Consider the following 26,392-nt stretch of genomic DNA (forward strand, 5'->3'; position numbering starts at 1 on the left):
GGCACGGAATGCGAGCGAAAAGAGGCTTCGCCCTAAATCTGCACCCATCGCCTGCCCCCTCCGCCGCGGATTCCTGCGCCCCTGGGCGGCCCGCCAGCCTGCACGCGGCGCCGTCTGCTGCGGTATCCACATACCAAGCCTGCCCGGAAAACCCGGCTGCGCCGCCAAGTGTTGCGTTGACACCCGTGGCTTTCTTCAACATGTTTCCTGGAAATCAGCTTTCCGGGTGCCATGGTGCGTCGCTATCTTTTCCTGTGTCCCGACACGCAAACGGCATCGGGCGGGATTGCCGTCATCTATGACACGGTGGCTGCGCTGTGCCGGGCGGGCTATGACGCCGCCATCCTGCACAACAGCCCCGCCGCCGGCTATCTGGACCATCCCGACAAGCCGCCGCTCTGCTATACCTATGACTATTATATTGCCCGGCAAAAACAGGGACTGGACGGTCGGCGCGCCCGGCTCATGTCGCCCTTTATTCTCATGGGCGAAAAACTTCGCGGCGGGCCCCTGAAACCATGGCGGCCGGGGGCCGAGGATATTCTGGTCATACCGGAGTTCATGATCACCGCGGCAATGACGGCTTTTCCGCAGTCCCGGCTTGGCGTTTTCGTGCAAAACCCGTTCGCCTTCCAGGAGGCTCATGCGGAAGCCATGGAAAGGGGGCTCGACATCCGCGAACGCGCGGACTGGTTCCTGGGCGTTTCGCAAATATGCCTCGATCAGTTCGAACTTCTGAATATCCAGACCGGCCATCACCTGCCCGTCTCGATGAAGCCCGAGGATTTTCCCTTTCGCGAAGAAAAGGAGCGGCTGATTACCTATATGCCGCGCAAACGCTCGGCAGAGGCACGCCAGATCGTCGATACGCTCGAGCGTCGGGGAAAATTGAAGGGATACCGGATTCAGGAACTCGACAATATGCCGCGGCTGGATGTCTCGGATCATTTGCAACGCAGCCAGTTCTTCATTTCGCTGCTGCGCATGGAATCGATCGGCTTCCCGGCGGCAGAAGCAATGGCGGCGGGTTGCATCGTGGTCGGTTACACGGGACTTGGCGGGCGGGAATACTTCACCCCAAAAACCGGGGTTCCCGTGACCGAGGACGATACCCTGGGACTTGTGCATGCGCTGGAGGCGGCGGTCGCGGAATATGCCGCCGCGCCGGCGCGTCTTGATGCCATCCGCCGCCACGCAAGCGCGGTGGTGAATGCCAATTACAACAGCGATACCTTTGAAACGGCGCTGCTGAAGATCTGGCGCGAACTCGATGCGGCGTAAGGGCCGCCGTCCAGAGGACAGCTGGCCGAGGTAAGGGTGCCCCGCAACCCCTTTGCCGAGCAGCAGCACCCTGCGAATGCGGGGGCAAGGTCGGGGCATCGGCGCCCGCAGATGAAGGCCCGCTTCAGTCCTGGGGGAAATAGCCCGGACGGTTCTGCCGGATCGCCAGCGTGATGGATTGCCGCAAGGATCGCAGCAGGAACAGCCCCACCGCCATGACAAGAATCGCGCCCATTCCACCCAGGGAATATGCCAGGAAAACGCCCAAAAGCGACAGGTTCAGGAAAAGTGCCAGGCTGACCCCCATCAGCCCTCCGGCTATCGCTGCCAAGATATAGATGACCAACTCTCCGCCTGTAGAGCCGCAGTCATGGTCGAATGCTTCGCTGCTGGCAGTTTCGGAAAAACGGCACTTCGTCAACATGGCTACTCCTCGTCATATTCTGCCTTGGGCAAATGCGGATTGGTCGGCACGTTTCGAAAGGGCCGGGGCGCAAGCCCCGGTTCACTGCTGCGCGCTGGCCCGCCCCTTGAAGGGAATAAGGCAGGCGGTCGCCTTGATCGGCTCGGGTTCGGGCTGCGCCGCCGGCGCGATGCGGCCGATCTGGTCGCGCAAGCCGCTGAGCTGCCGCAGAAGCCCGCGGATATGCCATTCCAGATCGTCTATGTCCTCGTCGCGAAAGGCCTTGCCGTCGGCATAGGCCCGGCAATAGGCGATCTTGGCTTGGGCCTGGGAAAGCTTGCGTTCCAGGATCTTCGTGACCTTCGCCGGCGGCACGCCCGGCTGGTTCAGGTCCATGTCCTGCACATCCTCGAGCCCGAGTTCCCGGATGAAGCCGGCCAGGAATTCGGCGCTGTTGCCGAATTCGTAGAATGCGCTTTTCTGCGGCAGGTTATCCAGGGCGTATAGGCCGACCCGGCAATTCGGGTTCCTGTCCGTCAGCTCTATCGCCATGGCCAGCAGATCCGCCGAGTCCTTGCGGTGCCGCGTGCGGATCGCGATCATCATCGCAGAATCGACAATTCCAACCATTGTTTCCTCGGGATCGAACGGCCGGCCGCCTTGCGCGTCCTTCGCTGCCTTGCCGCCGGATTGCTGGGGGGCGGCGGACGCGCCCGGCCTGGGCGCGCCCGCGTTTTCGTGCGTCAGGCGCCGTGCTCGTCGTTGAGGCTGCCCAGGCCGGCCAGCAGGCCGCCGCCCAGAAGCCCGTCGACGGCATCGCCCAGCGGCGCCAGCAGATCGCCGGCATTGCCGCTGCCAAGCAGCCCGCCAAGCGTATCGCTCACCCCGCCCAGCAGGTCGCTTTCTCCGCCCAGCAGGCCGTCCAGGGTATCGGCGACGCCGGCAATCAGGTCCTCGCTGCCGCCCAGCAGGTCGTTCAGCAGGCCGTCGGGATTGTCGCTGTCCTCGCCCAGCAGGCCATGGCCGGTCAGCTCGCCCAGCAGCCCGTCCTGGCCGGTAACGGGCGCAAGCGCCCCGTGATCGCCAACCACGTCGCCCAGCAGGCCGTTCGAGCCGCTGATGTCGCCCAGGGTGCCGTTGTTGCCGGTCAGCTCGCCCAGCAGCCCGCCATCGGCGAGGACCGGATCCAGCAGGCCATCGCCGGGCGCGACACCCAGCAGGCCTGTCAGCGTGCCGCCGACATTGCCCAGCAGGTCGCCGCCGAGGAGGTCGCCCAGCAGGTCGCCCTGGCCACCAAGGAGCCCGCCCAGCAGATCATCGCCACCCAGCACGCCGCCGACAACGCTCTCGACCGTTCCGGTCACGGTGTTGAGCAAACCGCCCTCGCCGCCAAGCAGACCGCCCAGCAGATCGTTCCCGCCAAGCAAACCGCCGACAACACCATCGAGCGTCCCGGTCACGGTGTTGAGCAAACCGCCCTCGCCGCCAAGCAGACCGCCCAGCAGATCGTTCCCGCCCAGCACACCACCGACAACACCATCGAGCGTCCCGGTCACCGTATCCAGCAACCCGCCCTGGCCGCCAAGCAGACCGCCCAGCAGATCGTTCCCGCCCAGCACACCGCCGACAACGCCATCGAGCGTCCCGGTCACCGTATCCAGCAATCCGCCTTGGCCGCCAAGCAGGCCGCCCAGCAGGTCGTCCCCGCCAAGCACGCCGCCGACAACGCCATCGAGCGTTCCTGTCACCGTATCCAGCAACCCGCCCTGGCCGCCAAGCAAACCGCCCAGCAGATCGTTCCCGCCAAGCAAACCGCCGACCACGTTGTCCAGCGTTCCGGTCACGGTGCCCAGCAATCCGCCCTCACCGCCAAGCAGACCGCCCAGGAGATCGTTGCCGCCGAGCAGCCCGCCAAGCAGGTCGTCCCCGCCCAGCACACCACCCACGACGCCATCGAGCGTCCCGGTCACGGTGTCCAGCAACCCGTCCTGGCCGCCAAGCAGACCACCCAGCAGGTCATTCCCGCCAAGCACGCCGCCGACAACGTTGTCCAGCGTCCCGGTCACGGTGCCCAGCAAGCCGCCTTCGCCACCCAGCAGCCCGCCGAGCAGGTCGTTGCCGCCCAGCACGCCGCCAAGCAGACCCGAGAGGCCGTTGGACCCCTCGCCGGCCGCCCCGTCCTTCAGCAGGCCGGTGCCGGTCAACTCACCCACAAGCCCTTGCGAGCCGGTGACGGAGCCCAGCAGCCCCTGGTCGCCGATCAGATCGCCCAGCAGCCCCTCGGAGCCGGTGATCGCGCCCAGCAAGCCGCCGTTGCCGGTAAGATCCCCCAGAAGCCCGCCATCGGCCAGAACCGGATCAAGGACGCCGGCGGAACCGTCCACCCCGTCACCCAGGAGGGGAACGCCCAGCAGGCCACCCCCCAGCCCGCCCAGCAGCCCATCCTGGCCCAGCAGGTCGCCCAGCAAGCCGTCCGAGCCGGTGATTGCGCCGAGCGGGCCGTCATTACCCGTCAGGTCGCCCAGAAGCCCGCCGTCACCCAGGATGGGATCAAGGAAGCCCTGCACATGGTCCGCACCATCCGTCGGATCGGTTCCATCGGTCGGATCCGTGCCATCCGTCGGGTCGGTCCCATCGGTCGGGTCAGTGCCGTCCGTCGGGTCGGTCCCGTCGGTCGGATCCGTGCCATCCGTCGGATCGGTCCCGTCAGTCGGGTCAGTGCCATCCGTCGGGTCGGTTCCATCGGTCGGGTCAGTGCCGTCCGTCGGGTCGGTCCCATCGGTCGGATCCGTGCCATCCGTCGGATCGGTCCCGTCGGTCGGGTCCGTGCCATCCGTCGGGTCGGTCCCGTCGATCGGATCCGTGCCATCCGTCGGATCGGTCCCGTCAGTCGGGTCAGTGCCATCCGTCGGGTCAGTGCCATCCGTCGGGTCGGTTCCATCGGTCGGGTCAGTGCCGTCCGTCGGGTCGGTTCCGTCAGTCGGATCAGTGCCATCCGTCGGATCGGTCCCGTCAGTCGGGTCAGTGCCATCCGTCGGGTCGGTTCCATCGGTCGGGTCAGTGCCATCCGTGGGGTCGGTCCCGTCGGTCGGATCCGTGCCATCCGTCGGGTCGGTTCCATCGGTCGGATCGGTGCCGTCCGTCGGGTCGGTTCCGTCAGTCGGATCCGTGCCATCCGTCGGATCAGTCCCGTCAGTCGGGTCCGTGCCATCCGTTGGATCGGTCGTATCCGTCGGATTCGACGAATCGCCCGAGTTGCCGATGATGGTGCCGCCGCCGATGGCCGCCAGGGCGGCGGAACCCAAGGCCCAGACGCTGGCGGCGCCATCGTCGAACATGCCGGCGCCAAGGCCGGCCGCCGCCTCTTCGTCGCCATCCGCCAGGATGACCGTGCCGTCGCCCAGGACCAGCCGATGGGCCGTGCCGTCGGCCGCGGCCATGTAGAAGTCCTTGATCAGGAACTCGTCGCCACTGTTCATCCGCACGATCAAGTCGCTGCCGGACCTGAGATAACCGCCGACAGCCGCCGGTAACGCCGGAATGGTGACATCGATCAGCGTGCCAGCCTGAATGATGCTTTGAGCCATGGAATCATCCTTTTGGGGCGGCCCTGGAGCAACGCGGGCCAAGGTAGAGATTTGGTATAGGGTCATATACGATAGTATGTGCAAATAACACATACTAAAGGACAGTCAAGCCACGACGGATCGCATTCGACGATTCGCTGCCGGACAGGGGGAAGGCGCGCGATCCGGTCGCTCTTGCCGCGCCATCGCCCTTTGGCCAGAATCGCGTCGTTGCCGGGTTCACGAGGAAAGACATGACCGAGATTGCCGATACCGAGGGCCAGGAACCGGGCGAGCTTGCCCCGCTGCCGGCGGGGATGCGCAAGGATCTGGCCAATTCGGTTCGCCCCATCCTGCAGGCCCTGGCGCGGGTGATCGCCACCGACAGGCGCGCGGTGGTGCTGGCCAACCAGCGGGGCGAGATCCTGCTGGCGAATCGCTCGGCCCAGCAACTGGGGATCGGGCAGGACGAACTGACCGCGCGGCTGGATTGGGCCGGGGCCTGCGCCCGCGCCCGGCGCTCGGGCAGCGTCTCGGCGCAATGGACCGAGAACGGCCAGAGCTTCGCGGGCGAGGTGGTGCATGTCCCCCTGGGCCCGGCCGAGGGCTATCTGCTGCGGCTGGCCGAAAGCGACCAGGAATCGACCTGGCTGCGCAACCGCGCGCGCTCGGCCATGCTGATGCGGGTGGCCCATGACCTGCGCACGCCGATCCAGTCGCTGCTGGCCTCGGCCGAGGCGCTGATGCAGGGGCCGGGCCGGGCCGCAGCGCCCGAGGACGCCGGCGCCAGGATGCGCCGCGCCGCCGAACTGGCGCTCGACCATATCAGCAACGTGCTGGCCGTGATCCGCGGCGAACAGAACCCGCGCGGCATCCAGCCGGACGAGGATTTCCGCATCGTCGAGGAAGTGGGCAGCCTGGTTGCCCTGGTCGAGCCGATCGCCAGCGCGCGCGCGACCGAGGTGCAGCTGACCGTCGACGCGCCGCCCGACCTGACGCTGCGCGGCCCGCTGCGCTTCGTGCGGGCGCTGTGCCAGAACCTGATCGACAACTCGGTCAACCATGGCGGCGGACGGGTGGAATTGCGGCTGTCCTGCGCGCCCCTGGCCGATCCGCTGCCCGGCGACGAGCCGGCGGCCGAGATCTGGCGCGTCGGGATCGAGCTTCTGGACGAAGGGGGCGGGCTGCCGCCGGCGCAAAAGGCCCGCCTGGCCAAGGCGCTGGGATTGCCGCTGGACGAGGCGGCCGTGCCGGCGACGGCCCCGGAGCAGCGCCCCTCGGCGGGGCTGAACGTGCTGGCCCATGCGCTGAAACAGCTGGGCGGCCGGATCGAGATCCAGGACCGCGGCAGCGACGGCCTGGCCCTGCCGCCCGGAAGCCCCGGCCGGGTCATCGGCACCATCTTCCGCGTCAGCTTCAGCCTGCCGCGCGCGCCCGACATGCGCCGCCAACCGCCGGCCGGGCCGGCGCAGCCGCAGCAGGCGCTGGCGGGCCGGATGCTGATGCTGGTCGAGGACAGCCCGGCCAGCCGCGACTGGCTAAGCCACCTTCTGCAAAGCTTCGGCGCCGAGGTGGTGGTGGCGGGCAGCGGCCCCGAGGCACTGGCGATGCTGTCGCGCGATGCGCTGGCCGGCCGGGTCGAGCTGGTGCTGACCGACGTCACCCTGCCCCGGATGAGCGGGATCGAGTTCGCCGCCCGGCTCAAGGCCGGGGATCCGGCCTCGGCGGCGCGCTGGCAGGGCAAGGTGGTCGGGCTGACCGCCCATGCCGATGACCGCATCAAGAAGGCGTGCCGCCAGGCGGGGATGGTCTGTGTGCTGGAAAAGCCGATTCGCCCCGATACGCTGCGCGACGCCCTGGCCGGAATCCTGGCGGGCGCGCCGTCGCGGCAGACCCCCGGCGCGGCGCCGACCCGCTGCAAGGATGCTGCCGTCGACCCGGCCGCGGCCGCCGATCTTGCCGAGCGCGTGGGCCCCGAGGCGGCGCGCGGCTTCATGCTGCGGGCCCTGGCCGAAGCGCAATCCGTGCTGGACGAGCTGCGCCAGGAAGGCGTCGGCAAGGATACCGGGCGGCGGCTGCACGCCGCCACCGGCGCCAGCGGGCTGACCGGGCTGGTCCTGGTCGAGCGGCGCCTGCGCGCCATCGAAAAGGCGGTCGAGGCGGGCCAGCCGGACCTGGAGCCGCTGTTCGCGCCCCTGGACGAGGCGCTGATGCAAAGCCGCCGGTCGGTCGAGGAGATGGCGTGAACGGGCTGTTCTCTGCCCGCGCGATGGGATACCTTGATCCTGCCGTGGGTAAGGGGGATGTGATTGCACCGGCATCACGCCGTTTCTGGATGTCACTCGACGGACCGCCGCCCCTGGGCGGGCGGCGATGCCGAAAGCAGAAACCATGAATGAACAACAAGAAAACACATTGCGGGTGCTGATCGCGGACGATCACGCCATGATCCTGGAGATGCTCGAGATGTATCTGACCGGCGTCCCGGATATCGAGGTCGAGACCGTGCCCGACCTGCCCGCGGCGCTGGAGGCCATCGACCGCCACGGCCCCTTTGACCTGGTGCTGGTCGACCTGGACATGCCCGGCATGGATGGCGTCGCCGGGCTGGGCAAGGCGCTGGAGCATAATGGCGGCAAGCCGGTCGGCATCCTGACCAGCAACCCCCCGTCGCGCGTGATCGAAGAGACCATGGCGCTTGGCGGGGCGGGGATCGTGCTCAAGACCACCTCGCTCAAGAACCTGGCCAACGAGATCCGCTTCATGGCGGGCGGCGGGCGCTATCTGCCGATCGAACTGGTGAAAACCCGCCAGCAGGCGCAAGAGGAACAGGGCACACTGCTGTCGCGGCGCGAATCCGAGGTGCTGGGCCTTTTGGCCGAAGGCAAGCTGAACCGCGAGATCGGCGTGGCGCTGAACCTGGCCGAACCCACGGTCAAGATGCATGTCAAGGCCGTCTGCAAGAAGCTGGGCGTCAGCAACCGGACGCAGGCGGTCATCGCCGCGCGCGACCGCAAGCTGATCTGAGACCGCCAACTCCATGCCAAAGCCCGTCATCGTCTTTGCCGGCGCCGTCTATCCGGGCCAGTTCGGCCCGCTTTGCGACTATCTGCGCCAGGCGGGCATGGCCGAGACCTATTTCCTGACGACGCCCGGCCATCGCCAGCGCCATCAGGACAGGGGCGCGCATATCCTGGCCTTCCAGCCCGACGGTCCCATCACCGGCCCGCAAGGCTATTACTATACCGCCAAGCTGGAACGCTCGGCCCGGATCGGGCGTGGGTTGCTGTCGGCGCTGCGCGAATTCCAGAAAAGCCGCCCCATCGACGTGATTGTGGCCCATTCGCTGTGGGGCGCGCCGCATTTCCTTTATGACGAGATCGACGCGGCCATCGTCAGCTATGTCGAGTTTCCCAGCTTCCGGGCGCATGGCTGGGATCCGGCCTATCCGCCCGACCTGTCGCAGCGCATGAGCGACAAGAACACCGAGATGCTGCATTTCCACCAGGCGCTGCGCAGCGACCTGGTGATCTGTCCCAGCCATCATGCCAAGACGATGTTCCCGCCCGCCCTGCGCGGCAATATCGAGGTGCAGCTGGAAGGGCTGGACTTCGGCCCGGCCTTTGCGCCGCCCCCCGGCCCGCGCCCGTTCACCATCGGCTTTTCGGCGCGCGACCTTTCCAGCGCCAAGGGGTTCGATAGCTTCGTGCGGATCGTGGACCGGCTGGCGCGCGAAGGCTTCGATGCCCGGTTCATCGCCCTGGGCGGGGCGGACGGCTCGACCTATGGCTACGAGCAGCAATGGGTGCAGCGCCGATATGGCGGCGAGGTGGCGGATTTCTGCACCCATCTGATGCGGGAATTTCCCGCCGCCGCCGCGGTGCTGGAACGGCCCGGCAAGCTGCCCTACCAGGATTTCGTGCGCGAACTGTCGCAGATCGACCTGTTCCTTTATCCGCTGCGCCACGGCGTGGCGAATTGGGGATTGCTGGAAATCCTGGGCCGGGGCGGATGCGTGATCGCGCCCGACCGCGGCTATCCGGCGGAACTGATCCGCGACGATGTCAACGGCATCCTGCTGCCCGACGACATCGGCCGCTGGCTGGACACGATCCGGGCGCTCAGGGACGATGCCGCAAGGCGGGCGCGGCTTGGCCGGGCGGCGCGCGTCCTGGGCCAGGCCCATACGCTGCAATCCGTGGCGCCGCGCTACATGACGCTGTTCCGGCAGGCGATGGACAATCGCGCCCGCCGACTTGGCGCGGCGTCAAAACCTTGCGTTGACGGATAGGCCGAAGACCTGCCGCTTGTCCTGGGGCTGGTGCCGGACCGGCACCGCGGCATAAAGCGAGACCGGCGTACTGGCCACGTCGAAGGTCAGCGACAGGCCGATGCTGCTGCGGATATGCGCCTTGTCGTCGATGCGCCCGCCCAGCGTATCGTCGAGCGCCCAGACCGAGCCGAGATCGGCGAATATCCCGCCGCGCAGGGCGGTGCCCATCACCTTGCCCAGCTCGTGCTGCACCTCGGCCGAGAGGATCAGGTGGCGGTTGCCGCCCAGGAAATCATCGCCATCGGCCGGACCGATGCCGCGCGGGGCGAAGCCGCGAAAACTGTCGCCGCCCGGAAACACCCGGTCCAGCGCGGTCGTGTCGTTGCCCGACAGCCCGGCGACGATGCCGCCGTCCAGCCCCAGCATCAACACGGTGCCGCCCGCCAGCACATGGCGCGCATCCAGTTCCAGCCGGGTTTCCGAGATCGGGCTGGATGTGCCCAGGTTCCACAGGAATTGCTCGAACTGCACGAACAGGCCGCCGGTTTTCCCCCCTGCCCGGTCGCCATGGCTGAAGCCCAGGCGCAGGAAGGGCGCGTCAAGCTGGCCTTGTTCCCGTTGCAGCAGCGGGCTGGCATCGGCATCCAGCCCGAACAGCCTGTGGTCGCGCCAGCCGATGCCGTATTCGATGCGCGTGGCCTCGTCCGGCGTCGCGGCCAGGTAGAACTCGGCCTGGTGGCTGCGCATGGAGAACGCCAGGTCGCTGAAATTGCTGCGCTGGCCCAGGATGTCGATGCCGAAATGCAGCCCCGGCCGGAAAGCGTCGGCGCGATAGAGGCTGATGTCGAAGCTTTTGGCGTCGCGGCTGAAATCGCCATGCACGGCGGCGAAGGTATTGGGCAGCAGGTTGTATTGCTCATAGGACAGGCTGCCGGTCAGGCTGCGGTCGTTCACCCATGAGATCGCCGCCTCGATCCGGCCCGGCCTCTGCTCGACCTCAGTCACGTCGATGACCAGCGCATCCCCCTGCCCGCTCACCGAGACGCGCTCGAACACGCCGGTGGACATCAGGCAGCGCTCGACCCCGGCCAGGTCCGCCGCCTCCAGCGCAATGCCGTCAAGCGCCCCGCAGGCGCGGCGGATGTCGTCCTGGGGGACGAACTCGGCGCCGCGCACCTCGACCCGGTCATAGACCCGCGCCGCGGCGGGCAGGGTCAGCGCGCCCAGAAGCAGGGTGGCGGCTAGGGATGTCCTGGACAGGCGGGTCGGATCATGGCGCATGGGAAAATCGCATCGTTTCAAGGGTTAGCGCAGCCTTGCGCGCAGCAGGGGGCGGATCAGGTAGCTGAGGATGGATTGCTTGCCGCTTTCGATGTCCACCTGCGCCACCATGCCGGGGCGGATCGGGTATTCTTCGCCGAACCGCTCCAGATAGCTGCGCTCGGTCTGGACCATGACGCGATAGAAGTCCTGCGGGCCGGTCGCGGTTTCCTCCTCGACCGTATCCTCGGAGATCTGCGTGACGCGCCCGCGCAGGTCGCCATAGACCGCAAAGTCATAGGCGGTGATCTTGACGCTGGCCGGCATGTCCGGGGCGATGAAGGCCACGTCGCGGGGCAGGATCTTGGTCTCGATCAGCAACTGGTCGTCGATGGGCGTGATCTCCATGATCGCCTCGCCGGGCTGGACGACGCCGCCCAGGGTGGTGATGGTGATGTTGTTGATCCGCCCCTCGACCGGGGAACGGATGACGGTGCGGCGCAGCTCGTCCTCCTTGCGCACCAGATCCTGCTGCAGCTGGGTCAGCTTGGCCCGGCGCTCGGCCAGGTCGCGATAGGCGTCCTGGACATAGCCGTTGCGCGCCTCGCTGATCTTGCCGTCAAGCTCGGCGCTTTTCTGTCGCAGTTGCAGCAGGTCGATGCGGCTGACCGAGCCGCTGGCGGCCAGCGGCTGAAGGATGTCCAGCTGTTCCTGGACCGAGACGCGCTCCTGCTCCAGCGCGGCAAGCGAGGATTCCAGCCGGGTGCGCCGGGCCTTGAACAGCCGCAATTCGGTCTGCTGCGTCTCGGTCGGATCGGGGCCGAAATCCAGCACCGGCTTTTCCAGGACTTCGGCCTCCAGCCGCGCCACCTCGGCCTCCAGGGCCTCGATCTCGGATTGCACGGCCAGGAAGGCGGCGCGCGGGCGCGTCGCGTCCAGATGGGCGATGACCTGGTCCTGCCGGACCACGTCGCCTTCGGCGACCGGCAATTCGGCGAGAATGCCGCCCTCCAGGCTCTGGATCGTCTGCAACCGGCGCAGCGGAATGACCCGGCCGTCGCCGCGGGTGATCTGGTCGATCTGGGCCAGGGCGGCCCAGACCACGGCGACGATCACCGCCAGAAAGACGATCTGGATGGTCCATCTTGCCTGCCGCAGCACCAGCCGCCGATAACTTCCGTCGATATGGCTGGCGCTGACGGAATCGTCACCGTTCATGTCACCACGTGAACGGGCGCCTGCTGCACCCTGTTCGCCCTGGCCGCATTGAGGATCTGCATCAGATCCCCGTCACGGACGACCCGCCCGTCCTTCAGCACCACCGCCCGGCTGGCCAGCCCCAGCACTTCGCGCTTGTGGGTCGAGATGATGGCCGTCCGCCCCTCCAGCCATTCCCGCAGGAAGGCGATGACCTTGGCCTCGGTCACATGGTCGAAGGCCGAGGTCGGCTCGTCCAGCAGCACGATGCGCGGATCCTGCAGGATGACCCGCGCCAGGCCGATGGCCTGCTTCTGCCCGCCCGAGACATTGGCATTGCTGTAGATCTGCAGGTCCAGGCCGCGGACATGGCGGCGGACATAGCCGCCAAGCCCCACCGCATCCAGCGCGGCCAGCAGTTCCTCGTCGCTGTGCAGGCCGTGATCCAGCAGCAGGTTGTCGCGCAGGGTGCCCTGGAACAGCGCGACGTTCTGCGGCAGGTAGCCGATCTGCCGGCGACGGTCGATCGGGTCGATCTGGCTAAGCGCGAGGTTGTCGACCAGCACCGCCCCGTCCTGCGGATCGGTCAGCCCGGCCAGCAGGCGCAAGAGCGTGGACTTGCCCGCGCCGTTCCCGCCCAGAAGCGCGATCTTTTCCCCCGCCGCCAGGGTCAGCGCCGGAATGCTGACGACCGGCGCGGCCTCGGGGTCGTGGCGATAGCCGACCTCTTCCAGCCGGTATTCGCCCGACAAGGCCGGGGCGCGGACGTAATGGCGGTCGGCGGGACGCTCGACCGGGGTCTTCATGATCTCGTCCAGCCCCTCCATCGCGGCGCGGACATGCTGCCAGCGCGCCAGAAGCCCCGCGACCTGCCCCATCGGCGCCAGCGTGCGGCTGGACAGAAGCGTGCAGGCGATCAGGCTGCCTACCGTCAGGTCGCCCGAACTGATCAGGTAGACCCCGACGATGATGATGCCGGCATAGGCGAATTTCTGCACCGAGCTGACCAGCTGCGTCATCAGGTTGGTCAGCCCTCGGGTCTTGACCGCCGTCGTCGCCATGGTCGCGGTCAATTGCGCATAGGCGCGCTGCAACCGCCCCTCGGCCCGCGCCGCCTTGACGGTTTCCAGGTTCGAGACGGTTTCCAGCAGCAGCCCGTTCAAGGCCGCCGCCTCGCGGGTGCTTTCGCGCGAGGCGCGGCCCAGGCGACGCTGCAGCACCAGGCCGGGCAGGACGGTCAGCACCACCGCCGCCACCACGACCAGCGCCAGCGCGCCGCCCAGCCAGGCCAAGACGCCGATGAAGATGATGACGAAGGGAATGTCGCAAAGCGCCGTGACGGTACCCGAGGTGAAGAATTCGCGCACCGTGGCAAAGTCGCGGACCTGGTTGGCGAATACGCCGGTCGATTTCGGCTGATGCGCCAGCCGCAGGTTCGACACCCGGTCGAAAAGCTGCGCCGACAGCCGCAGGTCCAGGTCGCGCCCCGACACGTCGATCAGCGAGGCGCGCATGATCCGCAGCAGGATCTCCAGCACGATGGCGATGCCCACGCCGCTGGCCAGGATCCACAGGGTGTCGAACGCCTGGTTCGGCACCACGCGGTCATAGACCTGCATCGAGAACAGCGCCGTGGCGATGGCCAGCAGGTTGGCCACGAACGAGGCGATGATGACATCGCGATAGATCGGCCAGTTGTCCAGCACCGGGCCGATGATCCAGTGCCGCTTTTCGCCATCGGTCTTGTCCAGCCGGTCCGCGACGATGTCGATGGGCTTGGACACCAGGATGCGCCCGTCATGGCGTTCGGCCAGTTCCTCGGCCGTCCAGACCGCCCGGCCGCCGCCGGTGGCGGGCAGGATCAGGCTGGCCTGGCCGTCGTGCATCGCCTCGAGGATGACGGTGCTGCCGTCGCGCAGGAACAAAAGCGCGGGCAGGCCGTGTTCGGGAAAGCCGGCCAGGGGCTCGTTGCTGATGCGGCAGCTCATGTTGGCGCGGCGCAGGGCCAGCGCAGCAAGCCGGGGCGGCAGGCTTTCGCCGCGGGCGCGGGGCAGCCCGTCGGTCAGCCGCTCGGCCGAGGCCGAGACGCCATGGACGCGGCAAAGCTCGACAAGACCCAGGACCAGGGGGTCCGTCGCCGGGGATTGGGGGTCATGCTTGGATGCGCTCAACGGTTTCAGCCTCCCGCGGAATTGGCGAGGATGAGCGTGCCCAGCACGCCGAGGTCATGTGCCGCCTGGTATTCGGTGCGCTTTCTGGCGTCATAGGTGGCAATGCTGTCGATCTGCGCGTCGTAGAGGTCGCGCCCGGTGGTCAGCAGGTCGATCAGTTCCCGCTGGCCGCCGACGAATTGCTCTTCATAGCTGTCCAGCACCTGCTGCGCCTGCGCCAGCTGGCGGGATTGCGACGCCTCGCTGGCCCGCAGCACGCGCACGCGCTCGACCGCGCTTTGGGCACCGTTGGCCAGGTTGCGCCGGATCGCCTCCATGTTGGAGCGCGCCGCATCCGCCTCGAGCTGCGCCGACTGGATCTGCCGGCCGCTGAAGCTGCCCGCGTTCAGGTCGACGCCGGCGGCCAGCCCGACCGCGGTGCGGCTGCGCCCGCCATCCAGGTCGGCGCGGCCCTGCGCTTGCAGGCGGATCACCGGCAGCCGTTCGGCCCGCGCCAGGGCGATCCCGGCCTCGGCCACGCCCAGCTCCGCGTTCGCGGCGATGAAATCCGGCGACAGGCGGACCGCCGCCTCGACCGCATCGGCCTTGGCGTAGCGGCCGGCAAAGCCCAGCTCCGGCGGCTTGGCGATGCTGCCCGGCGCCCGCCCCATCAGGAAGGCAAGCTGCGAAAGCGCCAGCCCGCGTTCGCTGGTCAGCTGGTCCAGCCGCTCCTCGGTCCGGGCAATTTCCAGCTCCGCCCGCGCGACCTCTCCGCTGTCGCCCAGCCCGCCCTGGGCGCGGGCCGCGGCATGTTCCGCGATCCGCTGGGCAAAGCCCAGATAGTCGCGGGTGCGGGCGATCTTCCTGTCCAGCACCTCGATGTCGAGATAGAAGTTCGAAACCTCCAGCGTCAGCTGCTCGATCCCCATCTTCAGCTCGGAGACGGATTTCACCCGCTCCTGCGAGGTGCTGGCGATCAGGTTGCGCACCCGGCCCCAGTCATACAGCACCTGCGAGACCGTCAGCGTCACCCCGGCGCCGTTGGCATCGGTGGTGTTGGTATCGGCCGAAATGCTGAACTGCGGATAGCGCTGGTCCCTGGCCGCCTCGATGTCGACCGAGCGGCGCGCGACCTGCTGGCGCATCGCCGTGATCCCCGGATCGCGTTCCGAAGCGACAAGGACGGCCTGGGGCAAGGTGGTGGCCTGCACGGCGGCGGGCGTGCCACCCAGAACGGCAAGGATCAGGGCCAGGGCCGCAACGCGGCGCCTTCTGGAAAAGAACCGGGTTTCAAAGCCGCTGGGCAGCGCAAGGCGCGACAGATTATGTCTTATAAGAATCATGGATGGCATCCGCCGGATCTTCTTCGCAAGGCCGCGCATGTCGGCGGTTCTGTGGCTTTACTTCGGACAAAACAGTTCGTTGTGGCAAGAGGGCAGCGCCAATATGCACAGGATGAACGGCTCGTCCATTTGCCTTAAAAGACTAATTTACGCATTATCTCCGCGCTGCGTATGCTCGCAGGTCGGCTGTCAGTGGTTGTCGTCGTCGCCCGGGAACAGGCCAAGCTGGCCCAGCAGCCCGCCGCCGCCCAGAAGCGACGAGGCGGCTTCGCTCTCGACCGCATCTTCTCCGAACAGCGTGGCGAGCGCGTTTTCGACGGCCGCATCCGCCGCAAAAAGCCCTCCCTCGCCGATTTCCGCGCCGATCGGGTCCAGCAGCGCCGCCAAGGGGTCGGTCACGCCGCCCGTCGCCCGTTCGCCGCTGTCGATGATCTCGTTGAGCAGGCTGTCCACCTCGGGATCATGGCCGGCCAGGGCGTCGCTGGCCGCCGCCTGGGGCTGGGCCAGGGCCGCTTCCAGCCCGACCACGCCCAGAAGGCCGCCCACCAGGTCGTCGGTCAGGGGGGGCTCGGCCGCGGGGTCGATGCCGAAGACATCCTGGTCCGAGAGTAATTCATGAAACAGCAGGTCCGTCACCATGTCCGATGCGTCGAACACCGCGCCGGCGATGGACGGATCGCCGCCGATCAGGCTTTCCAGGAAGCCGTCGTCATCGCCATGCTCTTCCCCGGTCGGGGCCCCGGCCGAAAGCTGCGGTTCCTGGCCGGCGCCTGCTGCCAGCAGCCCGGTCAACTCGTCCAGCAGGCCGCCGGCCAGCGGCAATGCCGGATCCGAGCCTGAAGCCGGCTCTGGCGCGGCTTGCCCGGCGATCCCGGCCGCGATTCCCCCCAGCAGGCCGCCCTCGCCGGCGACGGGGCCAAGAACGTCCTGCACCAGGTCAAGCCCGGCGGATAGCGCGCCATCCTCGTCCAGGATCGGTTCGCCGGTCCCCACCGCATCGGCGACCGCGCCCAGCACGCCCGTCGCCAGAGCGCCTTCCTCCGACACGGGTTCAGCCAGCGAAGCGGCAAGCGCGCCGGGTTCTTCCAGAACCGGCGCAGGCGATGCCTGGGCCGGGACCGTGGCGCTTGACGCGCTTCCCCTGCCCAGCAGGCTGCCGGTCAGGCCGCCCAGCAGACCACCCTGTCCAAGGATCGGACCCAGCAGACCGCCCTCCCCCAGGATCGGGGCCGTGATGCCGCCCAGCAACCCGTCTTCGGCCAGGATGGGCGCCGTGATGCCACCCAGCAGCCCGCTTTCACCCAGGATCGGCTCCAGCAAGCCTTCCTGGACGACCCCCACCACGCTGCCGAGCGCACTGTCCTCGCCTAGGATGGGATCAAGGACCGCGCCCAGCAAGCCGTCGGGCCCCAGGATCGGATCGACAAGCGAATCCGTCACCGTGCCCAGCAACCCATCAGCACCGAGGATGGGCGAGACAAGGCTGTCGACCAATCCATCCTCGCCCAGGACGGGGGCCAGGACTTCGCCCACCAACCCATCAGGCCCCAGGATCGGATCGAGCAGCGAATCCGTCACCGTGCCCAGAACCCCATCGGGACCGAGAATGGGGGAAACGAGGCTGTCGACCAGTCCATCCTCGCCCAGGACGGGGGCAAGGACGTTGCCCACCAGCCCGTCGGGCCCCAGGATCGGATCGAGCAGCGAATCCGTCACCGTGCCCAGCAGCCCCTCGGGGCCGAGAATGGGCGAGACGAGGCTGTCGATCAGGCCACCCTCGCCCAGGATGGGGGTGACGAGATTGTCCAGCAGCCCGTCCTTGCCCAGGATGGGGTTCAGCAGATCGCTCACCAGCCCGTCCGGGCCAAGGATCGGGTCGACCAGCGAATCCGTCACCGTGCCCAGCAGCCCGTCGGCGCCGAGGATGGGCGAGACGAGGCTGTCGACCAGCCCGTCCTCGCCCAGAAGCGACCCGTCCGCCTCGGAAGGCGCATCTTCGGCAACCGTCCCGTCCTGGGCGACAGGGCCCGCATCGGCCGCCGCAGCCGTCGGCCCATCGCCCGCAACGACGCGCGAAGGCGCAGCGGCCACGCGATCCGTGACCGGCGCGGCAGCCGGCGGCTCCGCCGCGGGCAAGGTGGTGTTGACGGCCGCGCGAATCGACAATTCGCCCGCCTCCTGATCGCCGATCCTGCCCAGGGGCGGCGCAAAGGCGGCCACGCTGTCGGCAGCCGGCGTGCCGCCGCCGGATGCTGCGGCATCAGCCTGCGGCACCTGCGACGCGCCCGCCGGCACGGCCGATTGCGCCACGGCGAACGCGCCGGCAGGCGCCATGCTGGCGAAGGTTTCCGCCCCCGCAACCGCCCGGTCGCCGGCAAGGTCCGGGGCTTTGCCGGGCTCCTCGGCGGCCTGGGACAGCAGGTCGGATTGCCCGGCATGGGTCGCGGTCTGGGTGGCAAGCCCCATGCCGATCGCGCTGAGGCCCAGGGCGGTGCCGCCCGCCCCCTCAACATGGATGCGCGGCTGGGCGTCCCGAGCGGCGGCGGCAGGGGCGGCCGGGATATTCGTCTCGGACCCGTGCCGCGCTGCGGCCTTCGTGGGGTCGGGCTTCTGTGCCGCCATTCCATCCTCGTTCAGCTCCGGCGGGCTTGAACTGCCCAAAGGTTTGGGCGCGCCGGGGCCGGGCAGGTAAATCACATACTATAGTATGCAGCCATTCCATTAGGATGGCAATGCGATTCCGCGCCCCCTTGGCGCGGGAGGCGGCGCATGGGCCAAGGGCGCTGGCCATGCCGGGAAATGGCACCCGACAGCGCCCGGAACGGGCGAGCATGGGCGCGCAGGCGACCGGGGCCAGCGCCAGGCCGACGGCATGGAGGTCGAGCGCTATCCGCGCCGCGCCGGCGGAACCGTTCGGCATGTCCGGCAACCGGCGCGGGCCTTGTCGCCCGGATCATCCACGGCTCGCCGGGCGTCAGGCAAAGCCGAACCAGTCCCCGCGCGAGCTGCCCGCGCCGCTTGGGGCCGCGCAGCGGGAAGCCTCGGCCGTAGCGTCCGGGCGCAGCCTGGTGGCGTCCCAGCCTTCCGCCCGCTCGTCGCGCCGCGCAAGGCCGTTCGCCGCCAGCGCGACCGTCCCGATCAGGAAATGCGCCCGCGGCGGCCCGGTCCGCCCAATCCGCGGCAGGACCGACGTCCTGCTGCTGGATCAGGGACACCCAGCATGCCGTAGAGCAGCGGGTCCAGCGGGCGCGAGATGCGGTCGGTCCAGAGGATGCCGGCGCTGGCGGGCTCGACCAGTCCGATGCTGGCGGCCAGCAGGACAGCTCCAGCGTGCCGGTCAGGATGGAACAGGCGCCAAGGCGCGCGCCGATCGCCTGACAGTCGGGCCCGGCCCGGCCAAAGCGGAACGAAGAGCCCCGCGCGATCACCGCAAGCCAGCGCAGGATCTCATGCGGCAGGGCCTCGGCCAGGATGGCGTGGTCATGCGACTAGCCGGAAGGGCGGAACGGCAGCGCCGCCAGCGAGGGGCCCCGTCGCGGCGGCGACCTGCGCAAGCGGACGGCGGGCACCAGCCGGAAACCCCGGCCGTGAACGGTGCGGACGATGTCCTGCCGCTCGCCATCGTCCCCGAGCGCAGCCCATGCGGCGCGGATGCGGCTGGCGGCGCCGGCGTCGGACACGGCCCTCAGAGGACATCCACCATTCGCCCTTGCCGACCAGCCGCCCGCCAGCCCGCAAAAGCCCGCGCAGCACCAGGAACCCCTGTGGCTCCAGCCGAACCGCTCCGCCGCAACTCGAATTTCTGGTCATCCCGCTCGAAGTCGCCGAAGATGTGGATCATGCGCAAGCCTATCGCAAAGCGAAGACACCTGCACGACTTCTTCATGGTTCGATCAAGCATTCCGATCGCCGTTGGACCATGATCGCTTCATCTTTAGCCAAGGGAATCGGATCATGACGACGCAAGGCACAAGGACGACCGCCGGTCGCGGGCGGCTCTATGACAGCATCCTGGACACGGTGGGCGACACGCCGGTGATCCGCGTCAACAACCTGGCGCCCGACGGGGTGGATCTCTACGTCAAGGCAGAGTTCTTCAACCCCGCCGCCTCGGTCAAGGACCGGCTGGCGCTGAACATCATCGAGGCGGCGGAACGCTCGGGCGCGTTGAAGCCGGGGCAGACCGTGGTCGAGGCGACCAGCGGCAACACCGGCATCGGGCTGGCCATGGTCTGCGCGCAAAAGGGCTATCCGCTGGTCGTCACCATGGCGGAAAGCTTCTCGGTCGAGCGGCGGCGGCTGATGCGGCTGCTGGGGGCAAAGGTGGTGCTGACGCCCCGCGCCGAAAAGGGCACGGGGATGTACAACAAGGCCGTGGAACTGGCGCAGGAACACGGCTGGTTCCTCGCCCGCCAGTTCGAGACCGCGGCCAATGCCGACATCCACGAGGCGACCACGGCACGCGAGATCCTGGGCGATTTCACCGGGCGCAGGCTCGACTGCGTGGTGACGGGCTATGGCACGGGCGGCACCGTGACCGGCCTGGCCCGCGTCCTGCGCAAGGAGCGCCCCCAGACCAGGATCGTGCTGGCCGAGCCGGCCAATGCCGCCCTGGTCTCCAGCGGCATCGCGCAGCAACGGGGCGCGGCGGACGCGCCGGCGGCCAGCCATCCGGCCTTCGAGCCGCATCCGATCCAGGGCTGGACCCCGGACTTCATCCCCTTCGTGCTGCAGGAGGCGCTGGACAAGGGCGGCTATGACGAGCTTGTCACCGTGCCCGGCGCGGATGGCATCGCCTGGGCGAAAAAGCTGGCCGCGCGCGAGGGGATCCTGACCGGCATCTCGGGCGGCGCGACCTTTGCCGCCGCCATGGGCATCGCCGAGAAAGCCGTGCCCGGCACGGTGATCCTTGCCATGCTGCCCGACACAGGCGAGCGCTACCTGTCCACCCCGCTGTTCCAGGACATCCCCGAGGACATGGACGACGAGGAACGCGCGCTTTCCGAATCCACCCCCGGCTACCGGATGGGATGAGCGCCAGGGCCGCGCGCCCGGAGACGCTGGACCCGGAGGACTGGGGCACGCTCGCCTGCATCGCCCATGCCGCGGCGGGACGCCATCGCCCGCACGGCAGCCCTGCGCGACCGCCCCGTCCGGCACCCCATGCCCCAGGCGGTGCGAAGGCCCTGCACCACGCGGCTTTCGCGCATTGAAGATATGGATGATGCTCAAGGAACAAGGCGCGCGGATTTCGGGCGCAACATCGACCAGCTCCACCGCCTTGCCGCGAGGATCGACGCCCAGCCGCGGTGCGCTGCCTGTCGCCCGTCACGCTGGACATCCTCTGCTTCCGCCACGATCCGGGCGGGCTGGACGCAAAGGGCGCTGGCGGCGCTGAACGCCGAGATCATGATGCGGCTGCAAGAACAGGGGGCGCCGCCTTCTCGGATACCTGGGTGCATGGCGAACGCGGGCCGCAGGCCGCCTTGTGCCATCACCGGACCACGGACGCGGATCTGGACCTGGCGATGGCGCGGCTCTGCGCCTGGGCAAGGCGCTGGCGTGATGCCGGAACGCCCGAGGGCGGGAAACAGCCGCCGGCCGATGACCGCAGCCCGGTCGCGTCGGATTGCAGCCTTCCCGAAGCGGTCAGCCGCAAGCTGCCCCTTGTCGGCCTGATGCGAGAGCCCGCCTTGGCAACTTGTAGGCATGGCCGCCTGCGCCTTCACGCCGTCGCCCGGCAGCCGGCGCAGAGCCCGGTTCCCGGCGATGTCATTCCTTCCCTTCGATGCCGTCCAGGAACCGCAGCACCTCGGGGCCCAGCCCTTCGACGATCCGCGCCACGCCCTCGGCATTCGGATGCAGCCCGTCGGGTTGCAGATAGGCGCCCAAGCCCGCGGGATCGCCCGTGCCTTCAAGCAGCGGCGCAAGGAAGCTGCCCGCCAGCGGCACGTCATGCGCCTGGGCCAGGTCCGGGTAGATCGCGTCGAAGGCCCGGCGGTATTCGGGGCCGTAATTGCCCGGCGCCTCCATCCCCACCAGCAGCACGGGCACGTCCTGCGCGGCCGCCTCGGCCAGGATCGCGTCCAGGTTGGCGCGGCTGACCTCGGGCAGGATGCCGCGCAGAAGATCGTTGCCGCCCAGCGCCACGATCATCGCATCCGCCCCATCGGCCAGCGCCCAGCCGACCCGCGCCCGCCCGCCCGCGGTGGTGTCGCCCGAGACCCCGGCGTTCAGCACCGTCACCTCGCGCCCTTCGGCCCGCAGCCAGCCCTCCAGCTGCGGCACGAAGCCCTGGTCCGGCGGCAGGCCGTAGCCCTGCGTCAAACTGTCGCCCAGCGCCACCAGCCGCAGCGGCCCTGCCGCCGCCGGCAGCGCCAGCAGCGCCAAACCGATGAAGACCACGGACATCATCGCCATCATGCGGTTGCGGAAATCCCGCCCGGCCCCATATCCCGAGGCAGGACGGTCAGGTGAAGGACGGGTGATGACGGAGCCGGTGGTTTCGCTGCGCGAAGCGCGGCTGACGTTGATGGGAAACGCCGGTCCGGTGGAAATCCTGAAAGGCATCACCCTCGACGTGGCGCAGGGCGAGACCTTGGGGCTGGTGGGTCCGTCTGGTTCGGGCAAGTCCTCTCTCCTCATGCTCATGGGCGGGCTCGAACGGGCCACGGGGGGCAGCGTCCGCGCGCTGGGTCGCGATCTGACGGCGCTGGACGAAGATGCGCTTGCCCGGTTCCGCAGGGGGAATATGGGCGTGGTCTTCCAGTCCTTCCACCTCATCCCGACGATGACGGCGCTGGAAAACGTCGCCGTGCCGCTGGAGCTGATGGGCGCGAGGGACGCTTTCGAACGCGCGGCCGCCGAACTGGCGGCCGTGGGGCTGGAGAAACGCGCCGGGCATTATCCCGCGCAGCTGTCGGGGGGCGAGCAGCAGCGCGTGGCCTTGGCCCGCGCCGCGGTGACGCGCCCCGCGATCCTGCTGGCCGACGAGCCGACCGGAAACCTGGACGGAAGGAACGGCCGGGCGATCATGGACCTGCTGTTCGGGTTGCGCGACCGGCACGGCGCGACGCTGATCCTCGTCACCCATGCGCCCGAACTCGCGGCGCGCTGCGACCGGGTGGTGCATCTGGCCGACGGCCGGATCGAGGATGAGGCGGCCGGGCAGAGGGCGGCGGAATGACGGCCCGGTCCCCTTGCCGCCCGGCGCGGGTGCCGGGCCGAAGCGCCCCCTGCCCCGCGGTCCGGCCATGAGCGCCCGCACGGCCCTGCGCCTTGCCCGGCGCGAGCTGCGCGGCGGGTTGCGCGGCTTCCGCATCTTCCTGGCCTGCCTGGTCCTTGGCGTCGCGGCCATCGCTGCGGTGGGCATCGTGCGCGCCTCGATCCAGGCGGGGCTGGCCGACCAGGGCGCGATCCTGCTGGGCGGCGATGCGCAGATGCAGTTCACCTATCGCCATGCCACCGAGGCCGAGCGCGCCTTCATGGATCGCGTCGCGCTGCGCACCTCCGAGGTGATCGACTTTCGCTCGATGGCCGTGGTGGGCGAAGGCGACGCGGCCGAGCATGGCCTGACCCAGGTGAAGGCCGTGGACGGCGCCTATCCGCTGGTCGGCACGGTCGATCTGGACCCGCCGATGCCGCTCGATCAGGCGCTGGCGGACAAGGACGGCCTGCCGGGCGCGGTGATGGACCGGGTGCTGGTCGACCGGCTGGGCCTTGGCATCGGCGACAGGTTCCGGCTGGGCCTGCAATCCTTTCGCCTGGCGGCGGTGCTGGTGGGCGAACCCGACAGCGCCTCGGGCGGCTTCGGCCTTGGCCCGCGCACGCTGGTCGCCAGCCCGGCGCTGGCGGATTCGGGGCTGATCGGGCCGGGCACGCTGTTCGACACGCAATACCGCCTGCTCCTGCCGCCTGGGACGGACCTTGACGCCCTGCGGCAAGAGGCGATGGCCGCCTTTCCCGACACCGGCCTGCGCTGGCGCGACAGCCGCCGCGCCGCGCCGGGGATCGAACGCTTCGTGGACCGGATCGGGGCTTTCCTGGTGATCGTCGGGCTGGCCGGCCTGGCGGTGGGCGGGGTCGGCGTCTCGGCGGCGGTGCGCGCCTATCTGGCCGGCAAGACGGCCACCATCGCTACGTTGCGCACTCTGGGCGCCGACCAAAGGGTGGTGTTCCTGACCTATCTGTTCCAGATCGCGGCGCTGACCGCCCTGGGGGTCGGGGCTGGGCTGATCCTTGGCGCGGCCATTCCCCTGGCGCTCGCGCCGATGATCGGGCGGCTGCTGCCGGTGCCGGCGGTCTTTGCGCCCTGGCCCGCGCCGCTGGCCGAGGCGGCGTTCTACGGCATCGCCACCGCGCTGCTCTTCACGCTCTGGCCGCTGGCGCGCACCGCCCGCATCCGGGCGGCGGCGCTTTACCGCGAGGCGGCGGGCGCGGCGCCCGGCTGGCCCCGACCGGTGTGGTGGGCGGTGTCCGCGGCGCTGTCGGCCGTGCTGATCGGCGGTGCGGCGCTGTTTTCCGGAGTGCCGCAACTGGCGCTGGGGGCGGCCTTCGGCATCGTGGCGGCGCTGGGGGTGCTGGTCCTGTCGGCCGTGCTGGTGCGCCGCGCGGCGCGGTTCCTGGCGCGCAGGCCCGCCCTGCGCGGGCGGCCGACATTACGGCTGGCGCTGTCGGCCATCGGCGGGCCGGGACAGGAAACCACCTCGGTCATCCTCTCGCTGGGCCTGGGCCTCGCGGTGCTGGCCAGCGTGGGACAGATCGAGGCCAACCTTCGCGCCGCCATCGACCGCGACCTGCCGGCCCGCGCGCCGGCCTATTTCTTCCTCGACATCCAGAACGACCAGATGGCGGCGTTCAGCGCCCGGCTGGACGCGGACCCCGGCGTGGAGCGGGTGGAAAGCGCGCCGATGCTGCGCGGCATCCTGACCCGCATCAACGGCCGACCCGCCGCCGAGGTCGCGGGCGACCACTGGGTGCTGCGCGGGGATCGCGGCGTCACCTATTCCGAAGCCCCGCCCGAAGGCACCACGGTGACTGCCGGCACCTGGTGGCCCCAGGGCTACGATGGCCCGCCACAGGTCTCGTTCGGGGCCGAGGAGGCCGCGGAACTGGGGCTGACGCTGGGCGACCGGATCACGGTGAACATCCTGGGCCGCGACATCGAGGCCCGGATCACCAGCTTCCGCGCGGTCGATTTCTCGACCGGCGGCCTCGGCTTCGTCATGTCGATGAGCCCGAACGCGCTGAGCGGCGCGCCCCATACCCATATCGCCACGGTCTATGCCGGGACCGAGGCCGAGGGCCGCATCCTGCGCGATCTGGCGCGCGCCTTTCCGAACGTGACCGCGATCCGGGTTCGCGATGCGGCGGACCGGGTGGCCGAGGCGCTCGGCGCCATCGCCTCGGCTGCCGCCTGGGCGGCGGGGGCGACGCTCGTGACCGGGTTCATGGTGCTGATCGGCGCCGCCGCGGCGGGCGAGCGGGCGCGGCTCTTCGAGGCGGCGGTCCTGCGCACGCTGGGGGCGACGCGGGGCCGCATCCTTGCGTCCTTCGCGCTGCGCTCGGCGCTGATGGGGGCCGCGGCAGGCCTCGTCGCGATCCTTGCCGGCGGGGTCGCTGGCTGGGCAGTGATCACCTTCGTGATGGAGACGCGCTACGTGTTCGAGCCGGTCTCGGCGGTGGCGATCGTCCTGGGCGGCGTGGTTGCGGTCATGCTGGCCGGCATCGGTTTTGCGCTGCGCCCGCTGTCCGCGCGCCCGGCGCGCGTGCTGCGGGCGCAGGACGGCTAGGGGGCGAGCCGCCCCGGCTTCGTACCATCGGCACCGCGCCTATGTCTATCGGGCCCTCGCACTGGCAGGATCGCCGTCGGCGAATACCGGAAAGGCCAGGCCCCTTGCAGCCCTTCAGCCTTTCCCGAGCAATCGGTGCCTGCTGCTCCGCGCTTTCGTGAAGGAGGTTTGCCCAGGCGGAGCGGCTGGCCATAGGTCTGGGTGTTTCGATCCACGCCTCCGCGAAGGAGGCGACCGGCCTGCATGGTGCAGGCCTGAATCCCCAAGGAGTTTCGATCCACGCCTCCGTGTGTGGAACCGCAAAGATAATCCGGCGATGCCCATGGCCTGCGGCATGGTCCAGCGCAAAGCCCAGCGAGGCCAGCGTCTTGCCGCCGCCGGTGGGCACGGTCAGGGTGAACAGTCCCGGCGCCATGGCCGCGCCGCGCCGGACATGGGCCAGGATATCGGCGCGCAGGCGGTTGATCCGGCCATCGCGGTCGAATTGCGCCATATGCGTGTCTAAGGCGCGTCTCCAGTCCGGCAACAGATCGGCCAGGGCCGGCCAGGTGCGGTCGGGCTGCCTGCCCTCGAGCCCGGCATAGAAGGACTCGGTATCGCGGAAAACGCCATGCGCGCGGCGACCGACAGATCGAAACCGCAGGAGGCCGGCCGCATCTAGCGCCGCCAGTTCCCTGGCGAAGGGACCGAAATCCGAACCGGCCGCCGCCGAGATTTCCGGCGCAACAGGATCGCGGAAAGCGTCGAGCCGGCGCTCCATGCTGCTGTCCGCGCCATAGCGGTCGGGCAGGCCCGCATGTTGGCCCAGGATGGCATGGCCGATCACCTCGGCGCAGGGGCGCAGGCCGGCGGGTGACTGGGCGTAAAGCAGGGCGGCGCCGGCCGTCGAATGTTCCCCCCGGACATTCTGACCGTCGAGAAGGCGGCCGAAGGCAGGGTCATACTTGCCGAAGTCATGAAAAAGACCCGCCACATGCGCTGCGGCCTGCAACCCCAGGGGCGCGCCGCGCGTCGCAGCCAGCGCAGCCGTGTTCCGAAGCTGATCGGCCGGCAATTGCCAGTCGGCGCGATCCTTGTGGCTACCCGTATGCGCGCAATAGTTTGCCATCGCTGTTCCCGCCCGGCCCC

17 protein-coding genes are annotated in these 26,392 nt (G+C 69.1%); 7 read left to right on the top strand and 10 right to left on the bottom strand.

The window, feature by feature from the left end:
• Positions 1-234: 234 nt before the first annotated feature.
• On the top strand, positions 235-1,281 hold the full coding sequence (locus E3U25_RS19425) for a glycosyltransferase (protein ID WP_281029288.1): 1,047 nt from the start codon (positions 235-237) through the stop codon (positions 1,279-1,281).
• Between the two features lie 124 nt (positions 1,282-1,405).
• Here E3U25_RS19425 and E3U25_RS19430 read toward each other — a convergent pair whose 3' ends face one another.
• From E3U25_RS19430 to E3U25_RS19440, 3 genes are all read right to left on the bottom strand, one after another.
• The gene (locus E3U25_RS19430; RefSeq protein WP_140848403.1) at positions 1,406-1,705 is read right to left on the bottom strand and encodes a hypothetical protein; all 300 of its coding nucleotides are present in this window, start codon (positions 1,703-1,705) and stop codon (positions 1,406-1,408) included.
• Between the two features lie 81 nt (positions 1,706-1,786).
• On the bottom strand, positions 1,787-2,290 hold the full coding sequence (locus E3U25_RS19435; protein WP_072463019.1) for a hypothetical protein: 504 nt from the start codon (positions 2,288-2,290) through the stop codon (positions 1,787-1,789).
• Between the two features lie 137 nt (positions 2,291-2,427).
• Positions 2,428-5,271, bottom strand: a complete 2,844-nt coding sequence (locus E3U25_RS19440) for a BapA/Bap/LapF family prefix-like domain-containing protein (RefSeq protein ID WP_166435511.1) — start codon at positions 5,269-5,271, stop codon at positions 2,428-2,430.
• Positions 5,272-5,504: 233 nt separating this feature from the next.
• Here E3U25_RS19440 and E3U25_RS19445 point away from each other — a divergent pair, with 233 nt between their 5' ends.
• The 3 genes from E3U25_RS19445 (at position 5,505) to E3U25_RS19455 (ending at position 9,541) form a co-directional block, all read left to right on the top strand.
• Entirely contained in the window at positions 5,505-7,496 is a 1,992-nt protein-coding gene (locus tag E3U25_RS19445; RefSeq protein WP_116221816.1) for a hybrid sensor histidine kinase/response regulator, read from the top strand.
• A gap of 145 nt (positions 7,497-7,641) precedes the next feature.
• Positions 7,642-8,277: a response regulator transcription factor gene (locus E3U25_RS19450; RefSeq protein WP_116221815.1), complete on the top strand. Its 636-nt coding sequence runs from the start codon at positions 7,642-7,644 to the stop codon at positions 8,275-8,277.
• Positions 8,278-8,290: 13 nt separating this feature from the next.
• A complete protein-coding gene (locus E3U25_RS19455) occupies positions 8,291-9,541 on the top strand; it encodes a glycosyltransferase (protein WP_116221814.1) in 1,251 nt (416 codons plus the stop codon).
• Here E3U25_RS19455 and E3U25_RS19460 read toward each other — a convergent pair.
• The 5 genes from E3U25_RS19460 to E3U25_RS19480 all read right to left on the bottom strand — a co-directional run bounded on the left by E3U25_RS19460 (position 9,518) and on the right by E3U25_RS19480 (position 18,095).
• Positions 9,518-10,804, bottom strand: a complete 1,287-nt coding sequence (locus E3U25_RS19460; protein WP_116221813.1) for a BamA/TamA family outer membrane protein — start codon at positions 10,802-10,804, stop codon at positions 9,518-9,520. The genes E3U25_RS19455 and E3U25_RS19460 overlap by 24 nt on opposite strands.
• A 24-nt stretch (positions 10,805-10,828) precedes the next feature.
• Positions 10,829-12,001 (bottom strand): beta-barrel domain-containing protein, encoded by a 1,173-nt coding sequence (locus tag E3U25_RS19465; RefSeq protein WP_116221812.1) that lies wholly within the window; start codon positions 11,999-12,001, stop codon positions 10,829-10,831.
• A complete protein-coding gene (locus tag E3U25_RS19470; RefSeq protein WP_114537711.1) occupies positions 11,998-14,151 on the bottom strand; it encodes a type I secretion system permease/ATPase in 2,154 nt (717 codons plus the stop codon). The genes E3U25_RS19465 and E3U25_RS19470 overlap by 4 nt, the downstream gene beginning before the upstream one ends.
• A 5-nt stretch (positions 14,152-14,156) precedes the next feature.
• Positions 14,157-15,473, bottom strand: coding sequence for a TolC family protein (locus E3U25_RS19475; RefSeq protein WP_166435510.1), 1,317 nt, complete (start codon positions 15,471-15,473; stop codon positions 14,157-14,159).
• 189 nt (positions 15,474-15,662) lie between these two features.
• Positions 15,663-18,095 carry a hypothetical protein gene (locus tag E3U25_RS19480; RefSeq protein WP_116221810.1) on the bottom strand — a complete coding sequence of 811 codons (2,433 nt, stop codon included), beginning with the start codon at positions 18,093-18,095 and terminating at the stop codon, positions 15,663-15,665.
• A 1,332-nt stretch (positions 18,096-19,427) separates the two neighbouring features.
• Here E3U25_RS19480 and E3U25_RS19485 point away from each other — a divergent pair.
• Positions 19,428-20,507, top strand: coding sequence for a PLP-dependent cysteine synthase family protein (locus tag E3U25_RS19485; RefSeq protein WP_116221807.1), 1,080 nt, complete (start codon positions 19,428-19,430; stop codon positions 20,505-20,507).
• A 738-nt stretch (positions 20,508-21,245) separates the two neighbouring features.
• On the opposite strand, the gene E3U25_RS19490 is transcribed toward E3U25_RS19485, so the two are convergent.
• The gene (locus E3U25_RS19490; protein WP_114537724.1) at positions 21,246-21,887 is read right to left on the bottom strand and encodes an arylesterase; all 642 of its coding nucleotides are present in this window, start codon (positions 21,885-21,887) and stop codon (positions 21,246-21,248) included.
• Between the two features lie 73 nt (positions 21,888-21,960).
• Here E3U25_RS19490 and E3U25_RS19495 point away from each other — a divergent pair, with 73 nt between their 5' ends.
• Both E3U25_RS19495 and E3U25_RS19500 read left to right on the top strand, forming a co-directional pair.
• Positions 21,961-22,659 carry an ABC transporter ATP-binding protein gene (locus tag E3U25_RS19495; protein WP_072463026.1) on the top strand — a complete coding sequence of 233 codons (699 nt, stop codon included), beginning with the start codon at positions 21,961-21,963 and terminating at the stop codon, positions 22,657-22,659.
• Positions 22,660-22,726: 67 nt separating this feature from the next.
• The gene (locus E3U25_RS19500; RefSeq protein WP_116221806.1) at positions 22,727-25,264 is read left to right on the top strand and encodes an ABC transporter permease; all 2,538 of its coding nucleotides are present in this window, start codon (positions 22,727-22,729) and stop codon (positions 25,262-25,264) included.
• On the opposite strand, the gene E3U25_RS19505 is transcribed toward E3U25_RS19500, so the two are convergent.
• Positions 25,185-26,372: a CRISPR-associated endonuclease Cas3'' gene (locus E3U25_RS19505; RefSeq protein ID WP_116221805.1), complete on the bottom strand. Its 1,188-nt coding sequence runs from the start codon at positions 26,370-26,372 to the stop codon at positions 25,185-25,187. The two genes, E3U25_RS19500 and E3U25_RS19505, sit on opposite strands and share 80 nt — an antisense overlap.
• Between the last annotated feature and the right edge of the window lie 20 nt (positions 26,373-26,392).

Origin of the sequence: Paracoccus versutus, from assembly GCF_029909795.1 — a bacterium.
Classification (GTDB): Bacteria; Pseudomonadota; Alphaproteobacteria; order Rhodobacterales; family Rhodobacteraceae; genus Paracoccus; species Paracoccus versutus.